Here is an 18,279-nt window from a genome sequence, read left to right as displayed (position 1 = left end):
TCGGGGTGACGAGATCCTATCCAAGGCAGGGGGTAAATAGATACTGTCAGAAATACGTACAAACAGTCTCTGAAAAAGGGCTGAAAGACCCGCCGTTTCAGGCTCCCATCACTGTCCGAATATCCGCGGCCAATTCTCTTACACGCTCTTCCTCGGTATCCCACGCACACATGAAACGTGCGCCGCCTTTGCCAATGAAGGTGTAGAAACGCCAGCCTTTGGCTGTCAGCGCGGCGATGGCCGGTTCCGAGAGCTGCAGGAACACGCCGTTGGCCTGTACCGGGAACATCAGCTCAACCCCCGGAATATCCGCCACCAGGCTGCTCAGCAATTGTGCGCAGTGGTTGGCGTGGCGTGCGTGTTTGAGCCAGGCGTCGTTTTCCAGCAGGCCCACCCATGGGGCAGACAGGAAGCGCATTTTCGACGCCAGTTGGCCGGCCTGTTTACAGCGGTAGTCGAAGTCTTCGGCCAGCTTATGGTTGAAGAACAGGATCGCCTCACCCACGGCCATGCCGTTCTTGGTGCCGCCGAAGCACAGCACGTCCACGCCGGCTTTCCAGGTCAGATCGGCAGGGGAGCAGCCGAGGAACGCGCAGGCGTTGGAGAAGCGTGCGCCGTCCATGTGCAGGTTCAGGCCCAGTTCCTTGCAGGTCACGCTGATGGCGCGGATTTCATCCGGGGTGTACACGCTGCCGACTTCCGTGGCTTGGGTCAGGGTGACCACGCGTGGTTTCGGGTAATGAATGTCCTGGCGCTTGAGGGCGATCTCGCGGATCGATTCCGGGGTCAGCTTGCCGTTTTCGGTGCGGGCGATAAGCAGTTTGGAGCCGTTGGAGAAAAACTCCGGCGCGCCGCATTCGTCGGTTTCGACGTGGGCGGTTTCCGAGCAAATCACGCTATGGTAGCTCTGGCACAACGAGGACAGCGCCAGGGAGTTGGCCGCAGTGCCGTTGAAGGCAAAGAACACTTCGCAGTCGGTTTCGAACAGGTTGCGGAAACCGTCGGCGGCGCGGTGGGTCCATTCATCATCGCCGTAGGCGCGTTGATGACCCTGGTTGGCTTGTTCCATGGCGGCCCAGGCCTCCGGGCAGATGCCGGAATAGTTGTCGCTGGCGAATTGTTGGCTCTTGTCGGTCATGGCCCGTTCCTGTGGTCGATGTTGGTGCGCACTGTAACCAAGAATGTTGGGCGGGCGCACGCACTGTAAATGCAAAGTCGTTGGGGAATTATGCACGGTACACACGTCTCGCCTGTCGGACCTGTCCGAGACGGCGCTTTGGACCTGCTCAAGTGGCTGGCGCTGCTGAGCATGGTGCTGGATCACCTGCGTTATGTCGGCTTGAGCCTGGATGGCCTGTATGTGCCAGGGCGCCTGGCGTTTCCGTGGTTTTGCCTGGCGATTGCGGCGAATTTGCACAGGGCCAGGAACATGCCGATGACCGGCCGGTGGCGCTATCTGGGCTGGCTGCTGCTGTTCAGTGTGATCAGTGAAGTACCGTATCGGCTGTTTATCGACGATGCCGATACGTTGAACGTGCTGCCAACCTTGGCGCTGGGCTTGCTGGTTGCCCGAGGATGGCAGCAGAAGACGATTTTTGATCGAGGATTGGCGCTGATTGCTGCCACGATTGCTGCGGTATTTACCACGCAACTGATGTTCGGTTTTTTCGGTGTGTTACTGCCGCTGGCGATGCTGCTGGTGTTTCGACGGCCCTGGTATTTCAGCGTATTGCCGGGTGTGGCCTGCGTTGCGGCCAATCAATGGCAGATTCTGCTCGATAGCGGCACGCCCGTGGCGCTGGCAGGATTGGCTGCGTGCCTGATCGCGCCATTGGCTGGTCTGTTCCTGTTGCGACATGCCAAAAACACCTCTCCACCGGCGATGCGACGCTGGGCGTATGCACTCTATCCCCTGCATTTCCTGCTGTTGCTAATCGTGCGCAAGATGATCGCCTAACCCTTGTGGGAGCTGGCTTGCCTGCGATGCAGGCACCGCGGTCTTTCAACAGAATCGCGGTGATGCCATCGCAGGCAAGCCAGCTCCCACATAAGCCCATTCCCACATTTGTTCTGCGCCGTTCAATGAATGTCGTAAACGCACCTTTGCGTGGCGTGCGTAGGCATTTGACCTGTCTGCACCAGCCCTACCATCGCATCAAAGGGCCCTGCACGGGCCTCAACAATACGAAAGGCTGGGAGAGACGCGATGTTCAGCAAAAAAGACCAGATCCAGGGATATGACGACGCACTGCTGGCGGCCATGAATGCCGAGGAGCAGCGTCAGGAAGATCATATCGAGCTGATCGCGTCAGAGAACTACACCAGCAAACGCGTGATGGAAGCTCAGGGCAGTGGCCTGACCAACAAATACGCCGAAGGCTACCCGGGCAAGCGCTACTACGGCGGCTGCGAGCACGTGGACAAGGTCGAAGCCCTGGCCATCGAACGCGCCAAGCAGTTGTTCGGCGCCGATTATGCCAACGTGCAGCCGCACTCCGGCTCGTCGGCCAACAGCGCGGTGTACCTGGCCCTGCTGCAAGCCGGTGACACCATCCTGGGCATGAGCCTGGCCCACGGTGGTCACCTGACCCACGGCGCCAAGGTGTCGTCCTCGGGCAAGCTGTACAACGCGGTGCAATACGGCATCAACACCGACACCGGCCTGATCGACTACGACGAAGTCGAGCGCCTGGCGGTGGAGCACAAGCCGAAAATGGTCGTGGCCGGTTTCTCTGCCTACTCCAAGACCCTGGATTTCCCCCGTTTCCGTCAGATCGCCGACAAGGTGGGCGCGCTGTTGTTCGTCGACATGGCCCACGTCGCCGGCCTGGTTGCCGCTGGCCTGTACCCGAATCCGCTGCCGTACGCCGACGTGGTCACCACCACCACCCACAAGACCCTGCGCGGTCCACGTGGCGGTTTGATCCTGGCCAAAGCCAACGAAGAAATTGAAAAGAAACTCAACGCCGCCGTATTCCCGGGCGCCCAGGGCGGCCCGCTGATGCACGTCATCGCCGGCAAGGCCGTGTGCTTCAAGGAAGCGCTGGAGCCGAGCTTCAAGGCGTATCAGCAGCAAGTGATCGATAACGCCCAGGCCATGGCCGACGTGTTCATCAAACGTGGATATGACGTGGTGTCCGGCGGCACCGACAACCACCTGTTCCTAGTCAGCCTGATTCGTCAGGGTCTCACCGGCAAAGAGGCGGACGCCGCCCTCGGTCGCGCCTACATCACCGTCAACAAGAACGCGGTGCCGAATGACCCGCAGTCGCCGTTCGTGACCTCGGGCCTGCGCATCGGCACCCCGGCAGTGACCACGCGTGGTTTCAAGGTGCCGCAGTGCATCGAACTGGCCGGCTGGATCTGCGACATCCTCGACAACCTCGGCGACGCCGACGTCGAGGCCAACGTGGCCAAGCACGTGTCTGCCCTGTGCGCTGATTTCCCGGTTTATCGCTGAGCGCGGTTTTGGAGTAATGACTATGCAACGCTACTCGGGCTTCGGCCTCTTCAAGCACTCACTCAGCCATCACGAAAACTGGCAGAAGATGTGGCGCACGCCCACCCCTAAAAAGGTCTACGACGTGGTCATCGTCGGCGGCGGCGGGCATGGTCTGGCGACCGCTTACTACCTGGCCAAGGAGCACGGCATCACCAATGTGGCCGTGGTCGAGAAAGGCTGGCTGGGCGGCGGTAACACCGCGCGCAACACCACCATCGTGCGTTCCAACTACCTGTGGGACGAGTCGGCGCACCTGTACGAACACGCGATGAAACTATGGGAAGGCCTGTCCCAGGACCTGAACTACAACGTGATGTTCTCCCAGCGTGGCGTCTACAACCTGTGCCACACCCTGCAAGACATCCGTGATTCCGAGCGCCGCGTGAGTGCCAACCGCCTCAACGGCGTGGACGGCGAGTTGCTCAACGCCAAGCAGGTTGCGGACGAGATCCCGTACCTCGACTGCTCCAAGAACACCCGCTACCCGGTACTCGGCGCCACCGTGCAACGTCGCGGCGGCGTAGCCCGTCACGATGCCGTGGCCTGGGGGTTTGCCCGTGCGGCTGACGCCCTCGGCGTGGACCTGATCCAGCAGACCGAAGTGATCGGCTTCCGCAAGGAAAACGGCGTGTGTATCGGCGTGGAAACCAACAAGGGTTTCATCGGCGCCAAGCGCGTTGGTGTGGTCACTGCGGGTAACTCCGGGCATATGGCCTCGCTGGCCGGCTTCCGCCTGCCGATCGAATCTCACCCGCTGCAAGCGTTGGTGTCGGAGCCGATCAAGCCGATTATCGACAGCGTGATCATGTCCAACGCCGTACACGGCTACATCAGCCAGTCCGACAAGGGCGACCTGGTGATCGGCGCCGGTATCGACGGCTACAACGGCTACGGCCAGCGTGGCTCGTACCCGGTGATCGAACACACCATCCAGGCCATCGTCGAGATGTTCCCAGTGCTGTCCCGCGTGCGCATGAACCGTCAGTGGGGCGGCATCGTCGACACCACGCCGGATGCGTGCCCGATCATCTCCAAGACCCCGGTGCCGAACATGTTCTTCAACTGTGGTTGGGGTACCGGTGGCTTCAAGGCCACGCCGGGCTCAGGCAACGTGTTTGCCGCCAGCCTCGCCAAGGGTGAGATGCACCCATTGGCCGCACCTTTCTCCATCGACCGTTTCCACAACGGTGCGTTGATCGACGAACACGGCGCTGCGGCCGTCGCCCACTAACAGGAGAAATTCCCTATGTTGCATATCTTCTGTCCTCACTGTGGCGAACTGCGCTCCGAAGAGGAATTCCACGCGTCCGGCCAAGCGCACATCCCGCGCCCGCTGGACCCGAACGCCTGCACCGATGAAGAGTGGGGCGACTACATGTTCTTCCGCGACAACCCCCGTGGCCTGCACCACGAACTGTGGATTCACGCCGCTGGTTGCCGCCAGTATTTCAACGCCACCCGCGACACCGTGACGTATGAAATTCTTGAAACCTACAAGATTGGCACTAAGCCGCAATTCACCGCCAAGGCTTCTGGAGAGAAGGTATGAGCCAGATCAATCGCCTGTCCAACGGTGGCCGGATCGACCGTAATAAAGTCCTGACGTTTACCTTCAACGGCCAGAGCTACAAAGGCTTTGAGGGCGACACACTCGCCGCCGCCTTGCTGGCCAACGGCGTCGACATCATCGGCCGCAGCTTCAAATATTCGCGTCCCCGCGGCATTTTTGCTGCCGGTGCGGAAGAGCCGAACGCGGTGCTGCAAATCGGCGCCACCGAAGCCACCCAGATTCCCAACGTGCGCGCCACGCAACAGGCGCTGTATCAAGGTTTGGTCGCCACCAGCACCAACGGCTGGCCGAACGTAAACAATGACGTGATGGGCATCCTCGGCAAGGTCGGCGGCAAGCTGATGCCACCGGGTTTCTACTACAAAACCTTCATGTACCCGCAGTCGTTCTGGATGACTTACGAGAAGTACATCCGCAAGGCGGCTGGCTTGGGCCGCTCGCCGACCGAGAACGATCCGGACACCTACGACAACATGAACCGTCACTGCGACGTGCTGATTGTCGGTGCAGGCCCGGCCGGTCTGTCGGCAGCCTTGGCCGCTGCGCGCAGTGGCGCTCGGGTGATCATTGCCGATGAGCAGGAAGAGTTCGGCGGCTCGCTGCTCGATTCCCGCGAAAGCCTCGACGGCAAGCCGGCCACCGAGTGGGTTGCCAGCGTTATCGCAGAATTGAAAGCCTTGCCGGACGTGGTGCTGCTGCCCCGCGCCACCGTCAACGGCTACCACGACCATAACTTCCTGACCATTCACGAGCGCCTTACCGATCACCTCGGCGACCGTGCCCCGATTGGTGTGGTGCGTCAGCGTATCCACCGTGTGCGCGCCAAGCGTGTGGTGCTGGCGACCGGTGCCTGCGAGCGTCCGTTGGTGTACGGCAACAACGACGTGCCGGGCAACATGCTCGCCGGCGCGGTCTCCACCTACGTGCGTCGCTACGGCGTGGCACCGGGCAAGAAACTGGTGCTGTCCACCAACAACGACCACGCCTACCGCGTGGCGCTGGACTGGTTCGATGCGGGTCTGACCGTGGTTGCCGTGGCCGATGCCCGCCACAATCCACGCGGCGCTTTGGTTGAAGAAGCCCGCGCCAAAGGCATCCGTATTCTCACCGGCAGCGCCGTGATCGAAGCCCGTGGCAGCAAGCACGTGACCGGCGCCCGTGTGGCGGCCATCGACGTCAAAGCCCACAAAGTCACCAGCCCCGGCGAGTGGCTGGACTGCGACCTGGTCGCCAGCTCCGGCGGCTACAGCCCGGTCGTTCACTTGGCCTCGCACCTGGGCGGCAAGCCGACCTGGCGTGAAGACATCCTCGGTTTCGTACCGGGCGAAGCACCGCAGAAACGCGTATGTGTCGGCGGTATCAACGGTGTGTACGGCCTTGGCGATTCCCTGGCGGATGGCTTTGAAGGTGGCGTGCGCGCTGCCAGCGAAGCCGGTTTCGCCCCGGTGGAAGGCACCTTGCCAAAAGCCTTGAGCCGTCTGGAAGAGCCGACCCTGGCGCTGTTCCAAGTGCCTCACGAAAAAGCCACGGCACGTGCACCCAAGCAATTCGTCGACCTGCAGAACGACGTGACCGCCGCCGCCATCGAACTGGCGACCCGCGAAGGTTTCGAGTCGGTTGAGCACGTCAAACGCTACACCGCGCTGGGTTTCGGCACCGACCAAGGCAAGCTGGGTAACGTCAACGGCCTGGCGATTGCTGCGCGTTCGCTGAACGTGACCATCCCGCAGATGGGCACCACCATGTTCCGTCCCAACTACACGCCGGTGACTTTCGGTGCTGTCGCGGGCCGTCACTGTGGGCACATCTTCGAGCCGGTGCGCTACACCGCGCTGCAGGCCTGGCACGTGAAGAACGGCGCCGAGTTCGAAGACGTCGGCCAATGGAAACGCCCGTGGTACTTCCCGCGCAATGGTGAAGACCTGCACGCCGCGGTTAAACGCGAATGCCTGGCCGTGCGCGACAGCGTCGGCCTGCTGGATGCGTCCACGCTCGGCAAGATCGACATTCAAGGCCCGGATGCCCGCGAGTTTCTCAACCGCATCTATAGCAACGCCTGGACCAAGCTCGATGTGGGCAAGGCGCGCTACGGCCTGATGTGCAAGGAAGACGGCATGGTCTTCGACGACGGCGTGACCGCCTGTCTCGCCGACAACCACTTCCTGATGACCACCACCACTGGCGGCGCTGCACGTGTGCTGCAGTGGCTGGAAATCTACCAACAGACCGAGTGGCCAGACCTCAAGGTGTATTTCACCTCGGTCACTGACCACTGGGCGACCATGACCCTGTCCGGCCCCAACAGCCGCAAGCTGCTGGCGGAAGTCACCGACATCGACCTGGACAAGGACGGCTTCCCGTTCATGACCTGGAAGGAAGGTTTGGTGGGCGGCGTACCGGCTCGCGTGTTCCGGATCTCGTTCACCGGTGAGCTGTCGTACGAAGTCAACGTGCAGGCCGACTACGCCATGGGCGTGCTGGAGAAAATTGTCGAGGCTGGCAAGAAGTACAACCTGACCCCGTATGGCACGGAAACCATGCACGTACTGCGGGCGGAGAAGGGCTTCATCATCGTCGGCCAGGACACCGACGGCTCGATGACCCCGGACGACCTGAACATGGGCTGGTGCGTCGGCCGTACCAAGCCGTTCTCGTGGATCGGCTGGCGCGGCATGAACCGCGAAGACTGCGTACGTGAAGAACGCAAGCAACTGGTGGGCTTGAAGCCGATCGACCCGACCGTTTGGCTGCCGGAAGGTGCGCAACTGGTGTTCGATCCGAAGCAGACGATTCCGATGAAGATGGTCGGCCACGTCACCTCAAGCTACGCCCACAACTCCCTCGGTTATTCGTTCGCGATGGCGGTGGTGAAGGGCGGCTTGAAGCGCATCGGCGAGCGGGTGTTCTCACCGCAGGCGGATGGCAGCGTGATCGAGGCGGAGATTGTTTCCTCGGTGTTCTTTGACCCGAAAGGCGATCGCCAGAACATCTGATAGACCGCATCGCTGGCAAGCCAGCTCCCACAGGGGAATGCATTCCAAATGTGGGAGGGAGGCTTGCCCCCGATGAGGCCAGCAGCCTCACAACAGAATTCAGAACAGGTGCTTTATGACAGCAGCCAATGTTTACCAACAACGCCCAACCACTGGCGCCAAGGCCGAGTCGTCGCTGCACCATGCCGACCTTGCCAGCCTGGTCGGCAAGGGTCGCAAGAACGCCGGCGTGACCGTGCGTGAAAAGAAACTCCTGGGCCACCTGACCCTTCGTGGCGATGGCCATGACGCCGCCTTTGCTGCCGGTGTGCACAAAGCCTTGGGCATTGAGTTGCCCGGTGCCCTGCAAGTCGTCGTCAAAGGCGAAACGAGCCTGCAATGGCTCGGCCCGGATGAGTGGCTGCTTGTTGTGCCAAGCGGTGAAGAGTTCGCCGCCGAGCAAAACCTGCGTGCTGCTTTGGGTGATTTGCATATCCAGGTCGTCAACGTCAGCGGCGGCCAGCAGATCCTGGAACTCAGCGGCCCGAATGTGCGCGATGTACTGATGAAGTCCACCAGCTATGACGTGCACCCCAACAACTTCCCGGTGGGCAAGGCGGTGGGCACGGTGTTCGCCAAGTCGCAACTGGTGATCCGCCATACCGCCGAAGACACCTGGGAGTTGGTGATTCGTCGCAGCTTCTCGGACTACTGGTGGTTGTGGCTGCAGGATGCATCTGCTGAATTCGGCCTGAGCGTCCACGCCTGAGGAATACCCCATGAGCCGCGCACCCGATACATGGATTTTGACCGCCGACTGCCCCAGCGTGCTCGGCACGGTGGACGCGGTCACCCGCTATCTGTTTGAACAAGGCTGCTACGTTACCGAACATCACTCGTTCGACGACCGGCTTTCGGGCCGGTTCTTTATCCGTGTGGAATTCCGCCAGCCCGACGGTTTTGACGAACAGGCGTTCCGTGAAGGCCTGGCCACGCGTGGTGAAGCCTTCGGCATGATCTTCGAACTGACGGCACCGAACTACCGGCCCAAAGTGGTGATCATGGTCTCCAAGGCCGATCACTGCCTGAACGATCTGCTGTACCGCCAGCGCATCGGCCAACTGTCGATGGATGTGGTCGCGGTGGTGTCCAACCACCCTGATCTGAAACCGTTGGCCGACTGGCACCAGATTCCCTACTACCATTTCCCCCTCGATCCCAACGACAAACCGTCCCAGGAGCGCCAGGTGTGGCAAGTGGTGGAAGACACGGGCGCGGAGTTGGTGATCCTTGCGCGCTACATGCAAGTGCTGTCGCCGGAGCTGTGTCGCAAGCTGGATGGCAAGGCCATCAATATTCACCACTCGTTGCTACCGGGGTTCAAGGGCGCCAAGCCGTATCACCAGGCCTACAACAAGGGCGTGAAACTGGTGGGCGCCACGGCGCATTACATCAACAACGATCTGGATGAAGGCCCGATCATTGCCCAAGGTGTGGAGGTGGTGGATCACAGCCACTACCCCGAGGACTTGATTGCCAAGGGGCGGGATATCGAAGGGCTGACGTTGGCCCGGGCGGTGGGGTATCACATTGAGCGGCGGGTGTTCCTTAACGCCAATCGCACGGTGGTGCTCTGACGGCCGCCATCGCAGGCAAGCCAGCTCCCACATTTGAAGGTGTTCGCAAATCAAAATGTGGGAGGGGGCTTGTCCCCGATGAGGCCCTGACAAACAACACAAGAAACAGCATCTGTACCCGAGCACTTAAACGCGCTGCCCACCCAACGGGCAACGCGGTTCCATAAAAACAACAGCGAGGTGAAAGCATGTCTGGTAATCGTGGTGTCGTGTATCTCGGCAACGGCAAGGTCGAAGTACAGAAAATCGACTATCCCAAAATGCAGGACCCCCGTGGCAGGAAGATTGAGCACGGCGTCATCCTGCGCGTGGTTTCCACCAACATCTGCGGCTCCGACCAACACATGGTGCGTGGCCGTACCACTGCCCAAACCGGCCTGGTACTCGGTCACGAGATCACTGGCGAAGTGATCGAGAAGGGTAGCGACGTCGAAAACTTGAAGATCGGCGACCTGGTTTCCGTGCCCTTCAACGTTGCCTGCGGCCGCTGCCGTTCGTGCAAAGAGCAACACACTGGCGTGTGCCTGACCGTCAACCCAGCCCGTGCCGGTGGCGCCTACGGTTACGTCGACATGGGCGACTGGACCGGTGGCCAGGCTGAATACGTGCTGGTGCCGTATGCCGATTTCAACCTGTTGAAACTGCCGGACCGCGACAAGGCCATGGAGAAAATCCGCGACCTGACCTGCCTCTCCGACATCCTGCCCACCGGCTACCACGGTGCCGTTACTGCTGGCGTTGGTCCAGGCAGCACCGTGTACATTGCGGGCGCTGGCCCAGTCGGTTTGGCTGCAGCAGCATCCGCACGTCTGTTGGGCGCAGCGGTGGTGATCATCGGTGACGTCAACCCAGTGCGCCTGGCACACGCCAAGGCCCAGGGTTTTGAAATCGCTGATCTGTCAAAGGACACTCCACTGCACGAACAGATCGCCGCACTGCTGGGCGAACCGGAAGTCGACTGCGCCGTCGACGCCGTTGGCTTCGAAGCTCGTGGCCATGGTCATGAAGGCGTGAAGGCCGAGGCTCCGGCCACTGTGCTCAACTCGTTGATGGGCGTGGTACGCGTGGCGGGCAAGATCGGTATTCCAGGCCTGTACGTGACCGAAGACCCGGGTGCTGTGGATGCTGCCGCGAAAATGGGCAGCCTGAGCATCCGCTTCGGCCTGGGCTGGGCCAAATCCCACAGCTTCCACACGGGGCAAACGCCGGTGATGAAGTACAACCGCCAACTGATGCAGGCGATCATGTGGGACCGTATCAACATTGCCGAGATCGTCGGTGTGCAGGTGATCAGCCTGGATGATGCGCCGCGTGGGTACGGCGAGTTCGATGCGGGCGTGCCGAAGAAGTTTGTGATTGATCCGCATAAGTTGTTCAGTGCTGCGTAAATGTGCGAACCAAAAAATGGGCGGCTCGTGAGTCGCCCATTTTTTATAGTCAGTCGATGACACTAGTAGTGCTGACTGTCAATTCAGCTTGCTGTAATCAAACCTGCACTCTGCCTGCTTTCCAGAGTTGCAATAATCCACTTGATTGGGTGGGGGGCTCTGATTTTGCCATTTTGAGCCAGAGACGCCGGACCAGTCTCTGAAGGCGAACAATGTCATACGAGCGAAAGCGTCTTGTGCGGTACCCTCGAAATCGCAAGAAACGACATCCTCATTGCCCTGTGAGCTTTTTTTTCGGTAAGCCGCTGCCGTGAACTTGAATGTTGCCAAGTCGCCTGGCTGGGCTTTGGGATTTTCGCCTACCCACTTACGACCATTCGGCCCCAGAGCCTCATAGCTATATCCACCCTGTGACAATGGCGTTTGTGTAATGCCGGCGGTTGCAGGGCACTCAGCTGTGTCTGCCAACGCATTGCTGCAGAGTACTGAGAACAGCACAGTGCCTGCAGCCAGTGTCTTGAGCATCATGTCGTGAATCCTTGACTTGGACAGGAGGCTCAAGGGTGGGGTGGGGGGGACTATGTGACTACTGTCAGAGTTGACAGTTTTCTAGACCAAGTTCGACTAGAACACTCATGTTTCATTCCAATACAGGCGCCTCGTATCAGCGAATCGCCAGTGCGCCCTGGTAAACCGTAGGCCCTGTCGGCTGCTTGCTTACCGAGCCCCCTTTGGTTTCCGCACTCACCATCAATTCCACTGGCTTGCGGATTGACTCTTGCTGACGTGGATTGAGCCCGATGATGCCTTTGCCGTCCTCCGGCAACAGGCCCAGTGACACCGGCGTGCCACCTTCGGGAACGGCCCAAAGCTCCAGGCTTTGATCCGGCGCGGGAGCGGTGGAGGCAATCGGTTGCACTTCCAGGTAATCCTTGTGCGCCATGATTTGCGCGGCCGGCTGTTGTTCGGTGGTGACCAGGGTGGCAGCGGATCTGACGCTATCCTGGGTATACAGAGCGCCGCCGATACCGGCAATCACCACAGCACAGGCGCCGATGAACAGGCGAGGGCCGCTCCAGAATGAGGGTTTGTGCTCAATGACTTGGGGTTGGTTCGCGGACATAAGTCTGTTCCTGACAAATTTTGTAGTCAGTTCATGGACCTTGCCAATGGCGATGGGTTCCTGGGCTCATTGCCAGCGATCGTCGTCAAAATGATGTCAATTGGCCTTAATTCGGCACAGGGTCGGCGAGCCGCCAGGTTCCAGTGATGTCCGCGCGCGGGTGATTCGGATGCAGTATTTTCTGAACTAATCTGTAGGTGGGAACATTCCTTCGGGAATGTCAGTCAAACGCCTGCTTTTTAGCTCCTACATCTCAGAGGTTGTCTTGATGAAGATTTCACGCGGTTTTGCCCTGTCCTGCCTGTTGACCGTGGCCGCCAGCCCGGTGTTTGCCGCAGGTTTCAGCTTGGGTGATGTGGCCAACGCCGTTTCCGGCGCCCAAGGCAACAACAAGGCGGCTGCCGCAGCGCCAAGCTCCCAGACCGCCGGCCTGCTGAGCGCTTTGACCTCGCAATTGAACGTCACTCCAGAACAAGCCGTTGGCGGCACCGGCGCCATGCTGGGCCTGGCCAAGAACCAACTGAGCAGTACGGACTATTCGCAACTGGGTAAAAGCGTGCCGGGCCTGGACAAGCTGTCGGGCGCCAACTCCCTGGGCAGCCTGGGTGCGTTGAGCGGCATGCTCGGCCAGAGCGGCGGCAGCAAAACCAGCGGCCTGGACAGCGTGCTGGGTAACGTGAAGAACACCAGCGACCTGAACACCGCCTTCAGCGCACTGGGCATGGACAACAGCATGGTCGGCAAATTTGCCCCAGTGATCCTGCAATACCTGGGCGGCCAGGGCGCCAATCAGTCAGTGCTGGGCAAACTGGCCTCGGCCTGGGGCACTGGCGGCTAACTAGCGCTCTGTGCGCAGTTGTTCGATGCGCGCATCCTTCTCTGTCCAGAGCTGGTTCACCCAGTTCTGGACAGTCTGGCGAAATGCCGGATCGTTCTCGTAATCCCCTTGCCACAATGCCGGGTCCAGTTCACGGGTGCGGATATCAATGATCACCTTCGGCACCGCGCCACTGATCAAGTCCCAGAACCCCGGAATCTTCTGCTGCGGATAGACCACGGTCACGTCGAGGATCGCGTCCAGCTGTTCGCCCATCGCTGCCAATACGAACGCCACGCCACCCGCCTTGGGCTTGAGCAACCGGGTGAAGGGTGAATCCTGCTGCTTGCGCTTGGCCTCGCTGAACCGTGTGCCTTCCAGGTAATTGACCACCGTCACCGGCTGGCGCTTGAACAGCTCGCAGGCCTCTTTGGTGATCTTCAGATCCTGCCCTGCCAGCTCCGGGTGCTTGGCCAGGAACGCCTTGGTGTAGCGCTTCATGAACGGGTAGTCCAGCGCCCACCAGGCCAGTCCCAGGAAGGGCACCCAGATCAGCTCTTTCTTGAGGAAGAATTTGAAGAACGGCGTGTGTCGGTTCAACGTCTGGATCAACGCCGGAATGTCGACCCAGGATTGGTGGTTGCTGATCACCAGGTAGGAGGTGTCACCGCGCAGGTCATCGCCGCCACGAATATCCCACTGAGTCGGGATGCACAGCGAGAAGATCAGTTTGTCGATCTCGGCCCAGGTTTCGGCAATCCACATGACCGCCCATGAGGCGTGGTCGCGAAAGCGACCGGGGGCCACCAGTTTGAGCAGGGCAAACACCATTAACGGCCCGAACAGCACCAGGGTGTTGAGCAATAGCAGCAGTGTGACAAAACAGCCGGTGAGCAGGCGGCGCATAAGCAACTCTTGGGATCGTGTGGGCGGGCAATGATAAGCAAGCTGAGTCTAGAGGCCAAATCGCAAATTACCGGACGAATGTTTCACAATGTGCCCGGTATGGTTGAGTGAGCTAACTAAGCAGGACTTTTGCGGTCTAGAATCCGCCTACTTCTTTCGAGGAAATCACGTCGTGAAACTGCTCCTTGCCTCCCTCGCCCTGGTCGCCCTGCCTGTCATGGCCGCCGAACCGACCCTCTACGGTCGCTACGAATACATCCAGTTGCCGGAGATCGGTCAGACCTTCAAGGCCAAGATGGACACCGGTGCGCTGACCGCGTCGCTGTCGGCGCGCAACATCGAAACCTTCAAGCGCGATGGCGATGACTGGGTACGCTTCCGCCTCGGCGGCAAGGACGCAAGCGACAAAGTCTTCGAGCACAAGGTGTCGCGCATCAGCAAGATCAAGAGCCGCGCCGATGAAGACGAGGACAAGGACGAAGCCACTGTGGCCAAGCGCCCGGTGATCGACCTGGAGATGTGCCTGGGCAACATCAAGCGCACCGTCGAGGTGAACCTCACCGACCGCAGCAGCTTCAACTATCCGCTGTTGATCGGTGCCAAGGCGTTGCGCGAATTCGGCGCAGCGGTGAACCCGGCGCGCCGTTACACTGCCGACAAACCGGACTGCTGATCGAGCCCATGCCCCACATTCTGATTGTCGAAGACGAAGCGGCGATTGCCGACACGCTGATATTCGCCTTGCAGGGCGAGGGGTTCGGCACCACCTGGCTGAGCCTCGGCCAGGAGGCGCTGGCTCACCAACGCCAGACTCCAGCGGACTTGATCATCCTCGACATCGGCCTGCCAGACATCAGCGGCTTTGAAACCTGCAAGCAACTGCGCCGTTTCACGGAAGTGCCGGTGATGTTTCTGAGCGCCCGGGATGGCGAAATCGATCGGGTGGTGGGGCTGGAGATCGGCGCCGACGATTATGTGGTCAAGCCGTTCAGCCCACGGGAAGTGGCAGCGCGAGTCAAGGCGATCCTCAAACGCGTTGGGCCGGGTGTCGCGCCGGCATCTTTTCACGTGGATCTGGAGCGTATGCAGATCCAGTATCGCGGCCAGCCGTTAGGCCTGACGCGCCACGAGTTTCGCCTGCTGCAAAGCCTGCTGGAGCAACCCGAGCGTGTCTTCAGCCGCGAGCAGTTGCTGGATGCGGTGGGCGTGCCTGCCGATGCCGGCTACGAACGCAATATCGACAGCCATATCAAAAGCCTACGTAGCAAATTGCGCAGCATCGCGGCGGATGCCGAACCGATCCAGACCCATCGCGGCCTGGGCTACAGCTACAGCCCGAGCAATAGCTGATGCGCCTGGGGCTGCGGATCTTCCTGGTGTACGCGTTGTTTATCGGCCTGACCGGCTACTTCGTGCTCAACACCGTGATGAAGGAAATCCGCCCGGGTGTGCGCCAGTCCACTGAAGAGACGTTGGTGGACACCGCTAACCTGCTGGCCGAGATCCTGCGCGATGACGTCAAGAACGGTACCCTCGGCCAAAGCCACTGGCCGGAGCTGCTCAAGGCTTATGGCAATCGTCAGCCGGGCGCGACCATCTGGGGCTTGCCTAAGAATCAGGTCAACCACCGCATTTACGTGACCGATGCCAAGGGCACCGTGCTGCTCGATTCCAGCGGCGAAGCGGTGGGCCAGGATTATTCGCAATGGAACGACGTGTACCTGACCCTGCGCGGTGAGTACGGCGCCCGCTCCACCCGCAGTGAGCTGGACGACCCGAACTCCTCGGTGATGCACGTCGGCGCGCCGATCCGCGACAACGGTCAGATCATCGGCGTGGTCACTGTGGCCAAGCCCAACAGTTCGTTGCAGCCCTATGTCGACCGTACTGAACGCCGCTTGCTGTGGTACGGCGCCGGCTTGGTGGTGCTGGGCCTGATGCTTGGCGCCGTGCTGTCTTGGTGGTTGAGTGTGGCCCTGCGCCGTTTGACGGCCTACGCAGAGGCGGTGAGTGAAGGTCGGCGGGCAGAATTGCCGCATTACCGCGGTGGCGAACTCAAGCAACTGTCCACCGCCGTTGAACATATGCGCACGCAGTTGGAAGGCAAAGCCTACGTCGAACATTACGTGCACACCCTGACCCATGAATTGAAAAGCCCATTGGCGGCGATTCGTGGCGCGGCGGAACTGTTGCAGGGCGATATGACCCGCGAGCAGCAGCAGCGTTTCGTGGGCAATATCGACAGTGAAAGTACGCGCCTGCAACAGCTGATCGAACGCCTGTTGAACCTGGCGCAAGTCGAGCAACGCCAGGGGCTGGAAGAGCAGGCCAGCCTCTCGCTGGCGGCGATGGTCGACGAGGTGCTCAAGGCGCAATGCGCGCGAATCGAAGGCGCAGGCTTGCACGTCGAGCAGCAGATTGGCGCCGATGTGAAGGTGTTCGGCGAGCCCTTCCTGTTGCGTCAGGCCTTGGGCAATCTGCTGGAAAACGCGTTGGACTTCACACCCCCCGCAGGTGTGCTGAAATTCAGCGCACAGACGCGGCACAACGACGTGCAGGTCTGCCTGTTCAACCAGGCGGCACCGATTCCCGACTACGCCCTGCCGCGCCTGAGCGAGCGCTTCTACTCGCTGCCACGCCCAAGCAGCGGGCGCAAAAGCACCGGCCTGGGCCTCAACTTTGTCGAAGAGGTGATGAAGCTGCACGGCGGCGCGTTGCAGATCGGCAATGTGCCGGGCGGCGTGCAGGTGGTGCTGCATCTCCACACAGTCTCCACATTACCCACATAAACTTCCCACACCCGCGGTGCAGTCTCTCCCCATCAAAAACAGGGAGAAACCCATGAACCGCAGTCTGCTTTTCAAACTTGGCGCGATTGCGCTGCTGATTTTGTTGTTGCTGATTCCGTTGCTGATGATCAACGGCATCATCAGCGACCGCCAGCAACTGCGCGACGGCGTGTTGATGGACATCGCCCGTAGCTCCAGCTACAGCCAGCGCGTCACCGGCCCGGTGATGGTGGTGCCCTATCGCAAGACCGTGCGCGAGTGGAAGCTCAATGAAAAGCTCAATAAACGCTACGAAGAAACCCGTGAAGAGCGCGGTCGTCTGTATTTCCTGCCGGACCGATTTGAGCTCGACGGCAAGGTGCAGACCGAACTGCGTGCACGGGGGATCTATCAGGCGCGGCTGTTCCATGCCGACAACCGCATCAGTGGGCGTTTCGAGCTGCCTGCGCAGTTGGGCATCACGGAAGACTTTGCCGATTACCGTTTTGAGCCGGCGTTTCTGGCGGTGGGTATCAGCGATATTCGCGGCATTGAAAACGCGCTGAATCTGGAATTGGGCAGCCAGCGTCTGGAGTTCTCGCCAGGCACCCAAGTCGACTGGTTGGGGGAGGGCGTCCACGTGGTGCTATCGGCGCTGGACAGCAAAAAACCAAGCGTGGTGGATTTCGCTTTTGACCTGCGCCTGCAAGGCACCGAACAATTGCAGGTGGTGCCGGTGGGCAAGATCAGCCAGGTGTCCCTCGCGTCCAACTGGCCGCATCCGAGTTTCATCGGCAACTTCCTGCCGGTTCAGCGTGACGTCACCGACACAGGCTTTACCGCCAACTGGCAGACCTCGTTTTTTTCCACCAACCTCGAGCAAGCCCTGCAAACCTGCCTGGATGGCCAAGGCTGTAGCGACTTCAACAATCGCAGCTTCGGCGTGAACTTCATCGACCCGGTGGACCAGTACCTCAAGAGCGATCGTGCGATCAAATATGCGCTGCTGTTTATCGCGCTGACCTTTGCCGGGTTCTTCCTGTTCGAGGTCCTCAAGAGCCTGGCGGTGCACCCCATCCAATACGCCCTCGTGGGTTTTGCCCTGGCGTTCTTTTACCTGCTGTTGTTGTCGTTATCCGAACATATAGGGTTTGCGATGGCTTATCTCATCTCTGCCAGCGCCTGCGTGTTGTTGATCGGTTTCTACGTGTGCCATGTGTTGCGCAGTGTCAGTCATGGCCTGGGGTTCTCGGCGGGGTTGGCTGCCTTGTACGGCTTGTTGTACGGACTGCTGAGCGCTGAAGACTATGCGCTGCTGATGGGCTCGCTGTTGCTGTTCGGCCTGCTGGGCACGGTGATGGTGCTGACGCGCAAACTGGATTGGTATGGGGTGGGCAAGCGCAAGGCGGTGGAGCCATTGCAGTTTGATCTGGAGGCGGTGCAATGATTGGGTTGCGGGAGGATCAGCAAATGAAGGCGCGAATTATCGACTACCTCAACTACGCCACGGGCCTGTGTGGGAGGGGGCTTGCCCCCGATAGCGGTACATCCGTCACAGACCCGGTGCCTGACAGATTGCAATCGGGGGCAAGCCCC

The 18,279-nt window shown here is 60.4% G+C and carries 17 protein-coding genes; 13 read left to right on the top strand and 4 right to left on the bottom strand.

What is annotated here, in order from left to right:
• Positions 1-97: 97 nt before the first annotated feature.
• Entirely contained in the window at positions 98-1,138 is a 1,041-nt protein-coding gene (locus AC07V4_RS22500) for a threonine aldolase family protein (protein WP_431752354.1), read from the bottom strand.
• A gap of 90 nt (positions 1,139-1,228) precedes the next feature.
• Between AC07V4_RS22500 and AC07V4_RS22495 the strand changes: the two genes are divergently transcribed.
• The 8 genes from AC07V4_RS22495 to fdhA all read left to right on the top strand — a co-directional run bounded on the left by AC07V4_RS22495 (position 1,229) and on the right by fdhA (position 11,069).
• Entirely contained in the window at positions 1,229-1,957 is a 729-nt protein-coding gene (locus AC07V4_RS22495; protein ID WP_492634891.1) for a TraX family protein, read from the top strand.
• 249 nt (positions 1,958-2,206) lie between these two features.
• Positions 2,207-3,460 carry a serine hydroxymethyltransferase gene (gene glyA, locus AC07V4_RS22490; protein WP_492634890.1) on the top strand — a complete coding sequence of 418 codons (1,254 nt, stop codon included), beginning with the start codon at positions 2,207-2,209 and terminating at the stop codon, positions 3,458-3,460.
• A gap of 22 nt (positions 3,461-3,482) precedes the next feature.
• Entirely contained in the window at positions 3,483-4,733 is a 1,251-nt protein-coding gene (locus AC07V4_RS22485) for a sarcosine oxidase subunit beta (RefSeq protein ID WP_010207084.1), read from the top strand.
• Positions 4,734-4,748: 15 nt separating this feature from the next.
• Positions 4,749-5,051, top strand: coding sequence for a sarcosine oxidase subunit delta (locus tag AC07V4_RS22480; RefSeq protein WP_431753684.1), 303 nt, complete (start codon positions 4,749-4,751; stop codon positions 5,049-5,051).
• Complete coding sequence (locus AC07V4_RS22475) at positions 5,048-8,065, top strand: sarcosine oxidase subunit alpha (RefSeq protein ID WP_431753683.1); 3,018 nt, start codon at positions 5,048-5,050, stop codon at positions 8,063-8,065. Before AC07V4_RS22480 ends, AC07V4_RS22475 begins: the two co-directional genes overlap by 4 nt.
• Before the next feature lie 115 nt (positions 8,066-8,180).
• On the top strand, positions 8,181-8,813 hold the full coding sequence (locus AC07V4_RS22470) for a sarcosine oxidase subunit gamma (RefSeq protein ID WP_492634889.1): 633 nt from the start codon (positions 8,181-8,183) through the stop codon (positions 8,811-8,813).
• 10 nt (positions 8,814-8,823) lie between these two features.
• Positions 8,824-9,681 carry a formyltetrahydrofolate deformylase gene (gene purU / locus AC07V4_RS22465; protein WP_123717262.1) on the top strand — a complete coding sequence of 286 codons (858 nt, stop codon included), beginning with the start codon at positions 8,824-8,826 and terminating at the stop codon, positions 9,679-9,681.
• A 188-nt stretch (positions 9,682-9,869) separates the two neighbouring features.
• Positions 9,870-11,069, top strand: coding sequence for a formaldehyde dehydrogenase, glutathione-independent (gene fdhA, locus AC07V4_RS22460; RefSeq protein ID WP_016972852.1), 1,200 nt, complete (start codon positions 9,870-9,872; stop codon positions 11,067-11,069).
• 78 nt (positions 11,070-11,147) lie between these two features.
• On the opposite strand, the gene AC07V4_RS22455 is transcribed toward fdhA, so the two are convergent.
• Together AC07V4_RS22455 and AC07V4_RS22450 are read right to left on the bottom strand one after the other, a co-directional pair.
• Entirely contained in the window at positions 11,148-11,597 is a 450-nt protein-coding gene (locus tag AC07V4_RS22455) for a DUF3757 domain-containing protein (protein ID WP_492634888.1), read from the bottom strand.
• A 136-nt stretch (positions 11,598-11,733) separates the two neighbouring features.
• Complete coding sequence (locus tag AC07V4_RS22450) at positions 11,734-12,192, bottom strand: anti-sigma factor domain-containing protein (RefSeq protein ID WP_492634887.1); 459 nt, start codon at positions 12,190-12,192, stop codon at positions 11,734-11,736.
• 268 nt (positions 12,193-12,460) lie between these two features.
• On the opposite strand from AC07V4_RS22450, the gene AC07V4_RS22445 reads away from it, so the two are divergent.
• On the top strand, positions 12,461-13,030 hold the full coding sequence (locus tag AC07V4_RS22445) for a DUF2780 domain-containing protein (protein ID WP_431753680.1): 570 nt from the start codon (positions 12,461-12,463) through the stop codon (positions 13,028-13,030).
• Here AC07V4_RS22445 and yihG read toward each other — a convergent pair whose 3' ends face one another.
• The gene (gene yihG / locus AC07V4_RS22440) at positions 13,031-13,915 is read right to left on the bottom strand and encodes a 1-acylglycerol-3-phosphate O-acyltransferase, YihG family (RefSeq protein WP_492634886.1); all 885 of its coding nucleotides are present in this window, start codon (positions 13,913-13,915) and stop codon (positions 13,031-13,033) included.
• Positions 13,916-14,087: 172 nt separating this feature from the next.
• Between yihG and rloA2 the strand changes: the two genes are divergently transcribed.
• The 4 genes from rloA2 to creD are packed head-to-tail and all read left to right on the top strand — an operon-like array spanning position 14,088 to position 18,130.
• Complete coding sequence (rloA2, locus tag AC07V4_RS22435) at positions 14,088-14,588, top strand: retropepsin-like aspartic peptidase RloA2 (RefSeq protein ID WP_431753678.1); 501 nt, start codon at positions 14,088-14,090, stop codon at positions 14,586-14,588.
• 8 nt (positions 14,589-14,596) lie between these two features.
• Complete coding sequence (gene creB, locus AC07V4_RS22430) at positions 14,597-15,265, top strand: two-component system response regulator CreB (protein WP_492634885.1); 669 nt, start codon at positions 14,597-14,599, stop codon at positions 15,263-15,265.
• On the top strand, positions 15,265-16,704 hold the full coding sequence (creC, locus tag AC07V4_RS22425) for a two-component system sensor histidine kinase CreC (RefSeq protein ID WP_492634884.1): 1,440 nt from the start codon (positions 15,265-15,267) through the stop codon (positions 16,702-16,704). Before creB ends, creC begins: the two co-directional genes overlap by 1 nt.
• A gap of 52 nt (positions 16,705-16,756) precedes the next feature.
• A complete protein-coding gene (gene creD, locus AC07V4_RS22420; protein WP_492634883.1) occupies positions 16,757-18,130 on the top strand; it encodes a cell envelope integrity protein CreD in 1,374 nt (457 codons plus the stop codon).
• The last annotated feature ends 149 nt before the right edge of the window (positions 18,131-18,279 follow it).

The sequence above is a fragment of the Pseudomonas sp. GW821-FHT03A09 genome (genome assembly GCF_059421065.1).
The sequence above is the reverse complement of the archived record's forward strand: the minus strand, read 5'-3'. Positions and strand labels throughout refer to the sequence as shown.

Coding starts and splice junctions, on each gene's coding strand:
- AC07V4_RS22485 (WP_010207084.1), top strand. CDS start 3,483: ATGCAACGCTACTCGGGCTTCGGCCTCTTCAAGCACTCACTCAGCCAT.
- creB (WP_492634885.1), top strand. CDS start 14,597: ATGCCCCACATTCTGATTGTCGAAGACGAAGCGGCGATTGCCGACACG.
- AC07V4_RS22445 (WP_431753680.1), top strand. CDS start 12,461: ATGAAGATTTCACGCGGTTTTGCCCTGTCCTGCCTGTTGACCGTGGCC.
- AC07V4_RS22500 (WP_431752354.1), bottom strand. CDS start 1,138: ATGACCGACAAGAGCCAACAATTCGCCAGCGACAACTATTCCGGCATC.
- creC (WP_492634884.1), top strand. CDS start 15,265: ATGCGCCTGGGGCTGCGGATCTTCCTGGTGTACGCGTTGTTTATCGGC.
- AC07V4_RS22450 (WP_492634887.1), bottom strand. CDS start 12,192: ATGTCCGCGAACCAACCCCAAGTCATTGAGCACAAACCCTCATTCTGG.
- AC07V4_RS22475 (WP_431753683.1), top strand. CDS start 5,048: ATGAGCCAGATCAATCGCCTGTCCAACGGTGGCCGGATCGACCGTAAT.
- fdhA (WP_016972852.1), top strand. CDS start 9,870: ATGTCTGGTAATCGTGGTGTCGTGTATCTCGGCAACGGCAAGGTCGAA.
- purU (WP_123717262.1), top strand. CDS start 8,824: ATGAGCCGCGCACCCGATACATGGATTTTGACCGCCGACTGCCCCAGC.
- AC07V4_RS22495 (WP_492634891.1), top strand. CDS start 1,229: ATGCACGGTACACACGTCTCGCCTGTCGGACCTGTCCGAGACGGCGCT.
- creD (WP_492634883.1), top strand. CDS start 16,757: ATGAACCGCAGTCTGCTTTTCAAACTTGGCGCGATTGCGCTGCTGATT.
- AC07V4_RS22470 (WP_492634889.1), top strand. CDS start 8,181: ATGACAGCAGCCAATGTTTACCAACAACGCCCAACCACTGGCGCCAAG.
- glyA (WP_492634890.1), top strand. CDS start 2,207: ATGTTCAGCAAAAAAGACCAGATCCAGGGATATGACGACGCACTGCTG.
- AC07V4_RS22455 (WP_492634888.1), bottom strand. CDS start 11,597: ATGATGCTCAAGACACTGGCTGCAGGCACTGTGCTGTTCTCAGTACTC.
- AC07V4_RS22480 (WP_431753684.1), top strand. CDS start 4,749: ATGTTGCATATCTTCTGTCCTCACTGTGGCGAACTGCGCTCCGAAGAG.
- yihG (WP_492634886.1), bottom strand. CDS start 13,915: ATGCGCCGCCTGCTCACCGGCTGTTTTGTCACACTGCTGCTATTGCTC.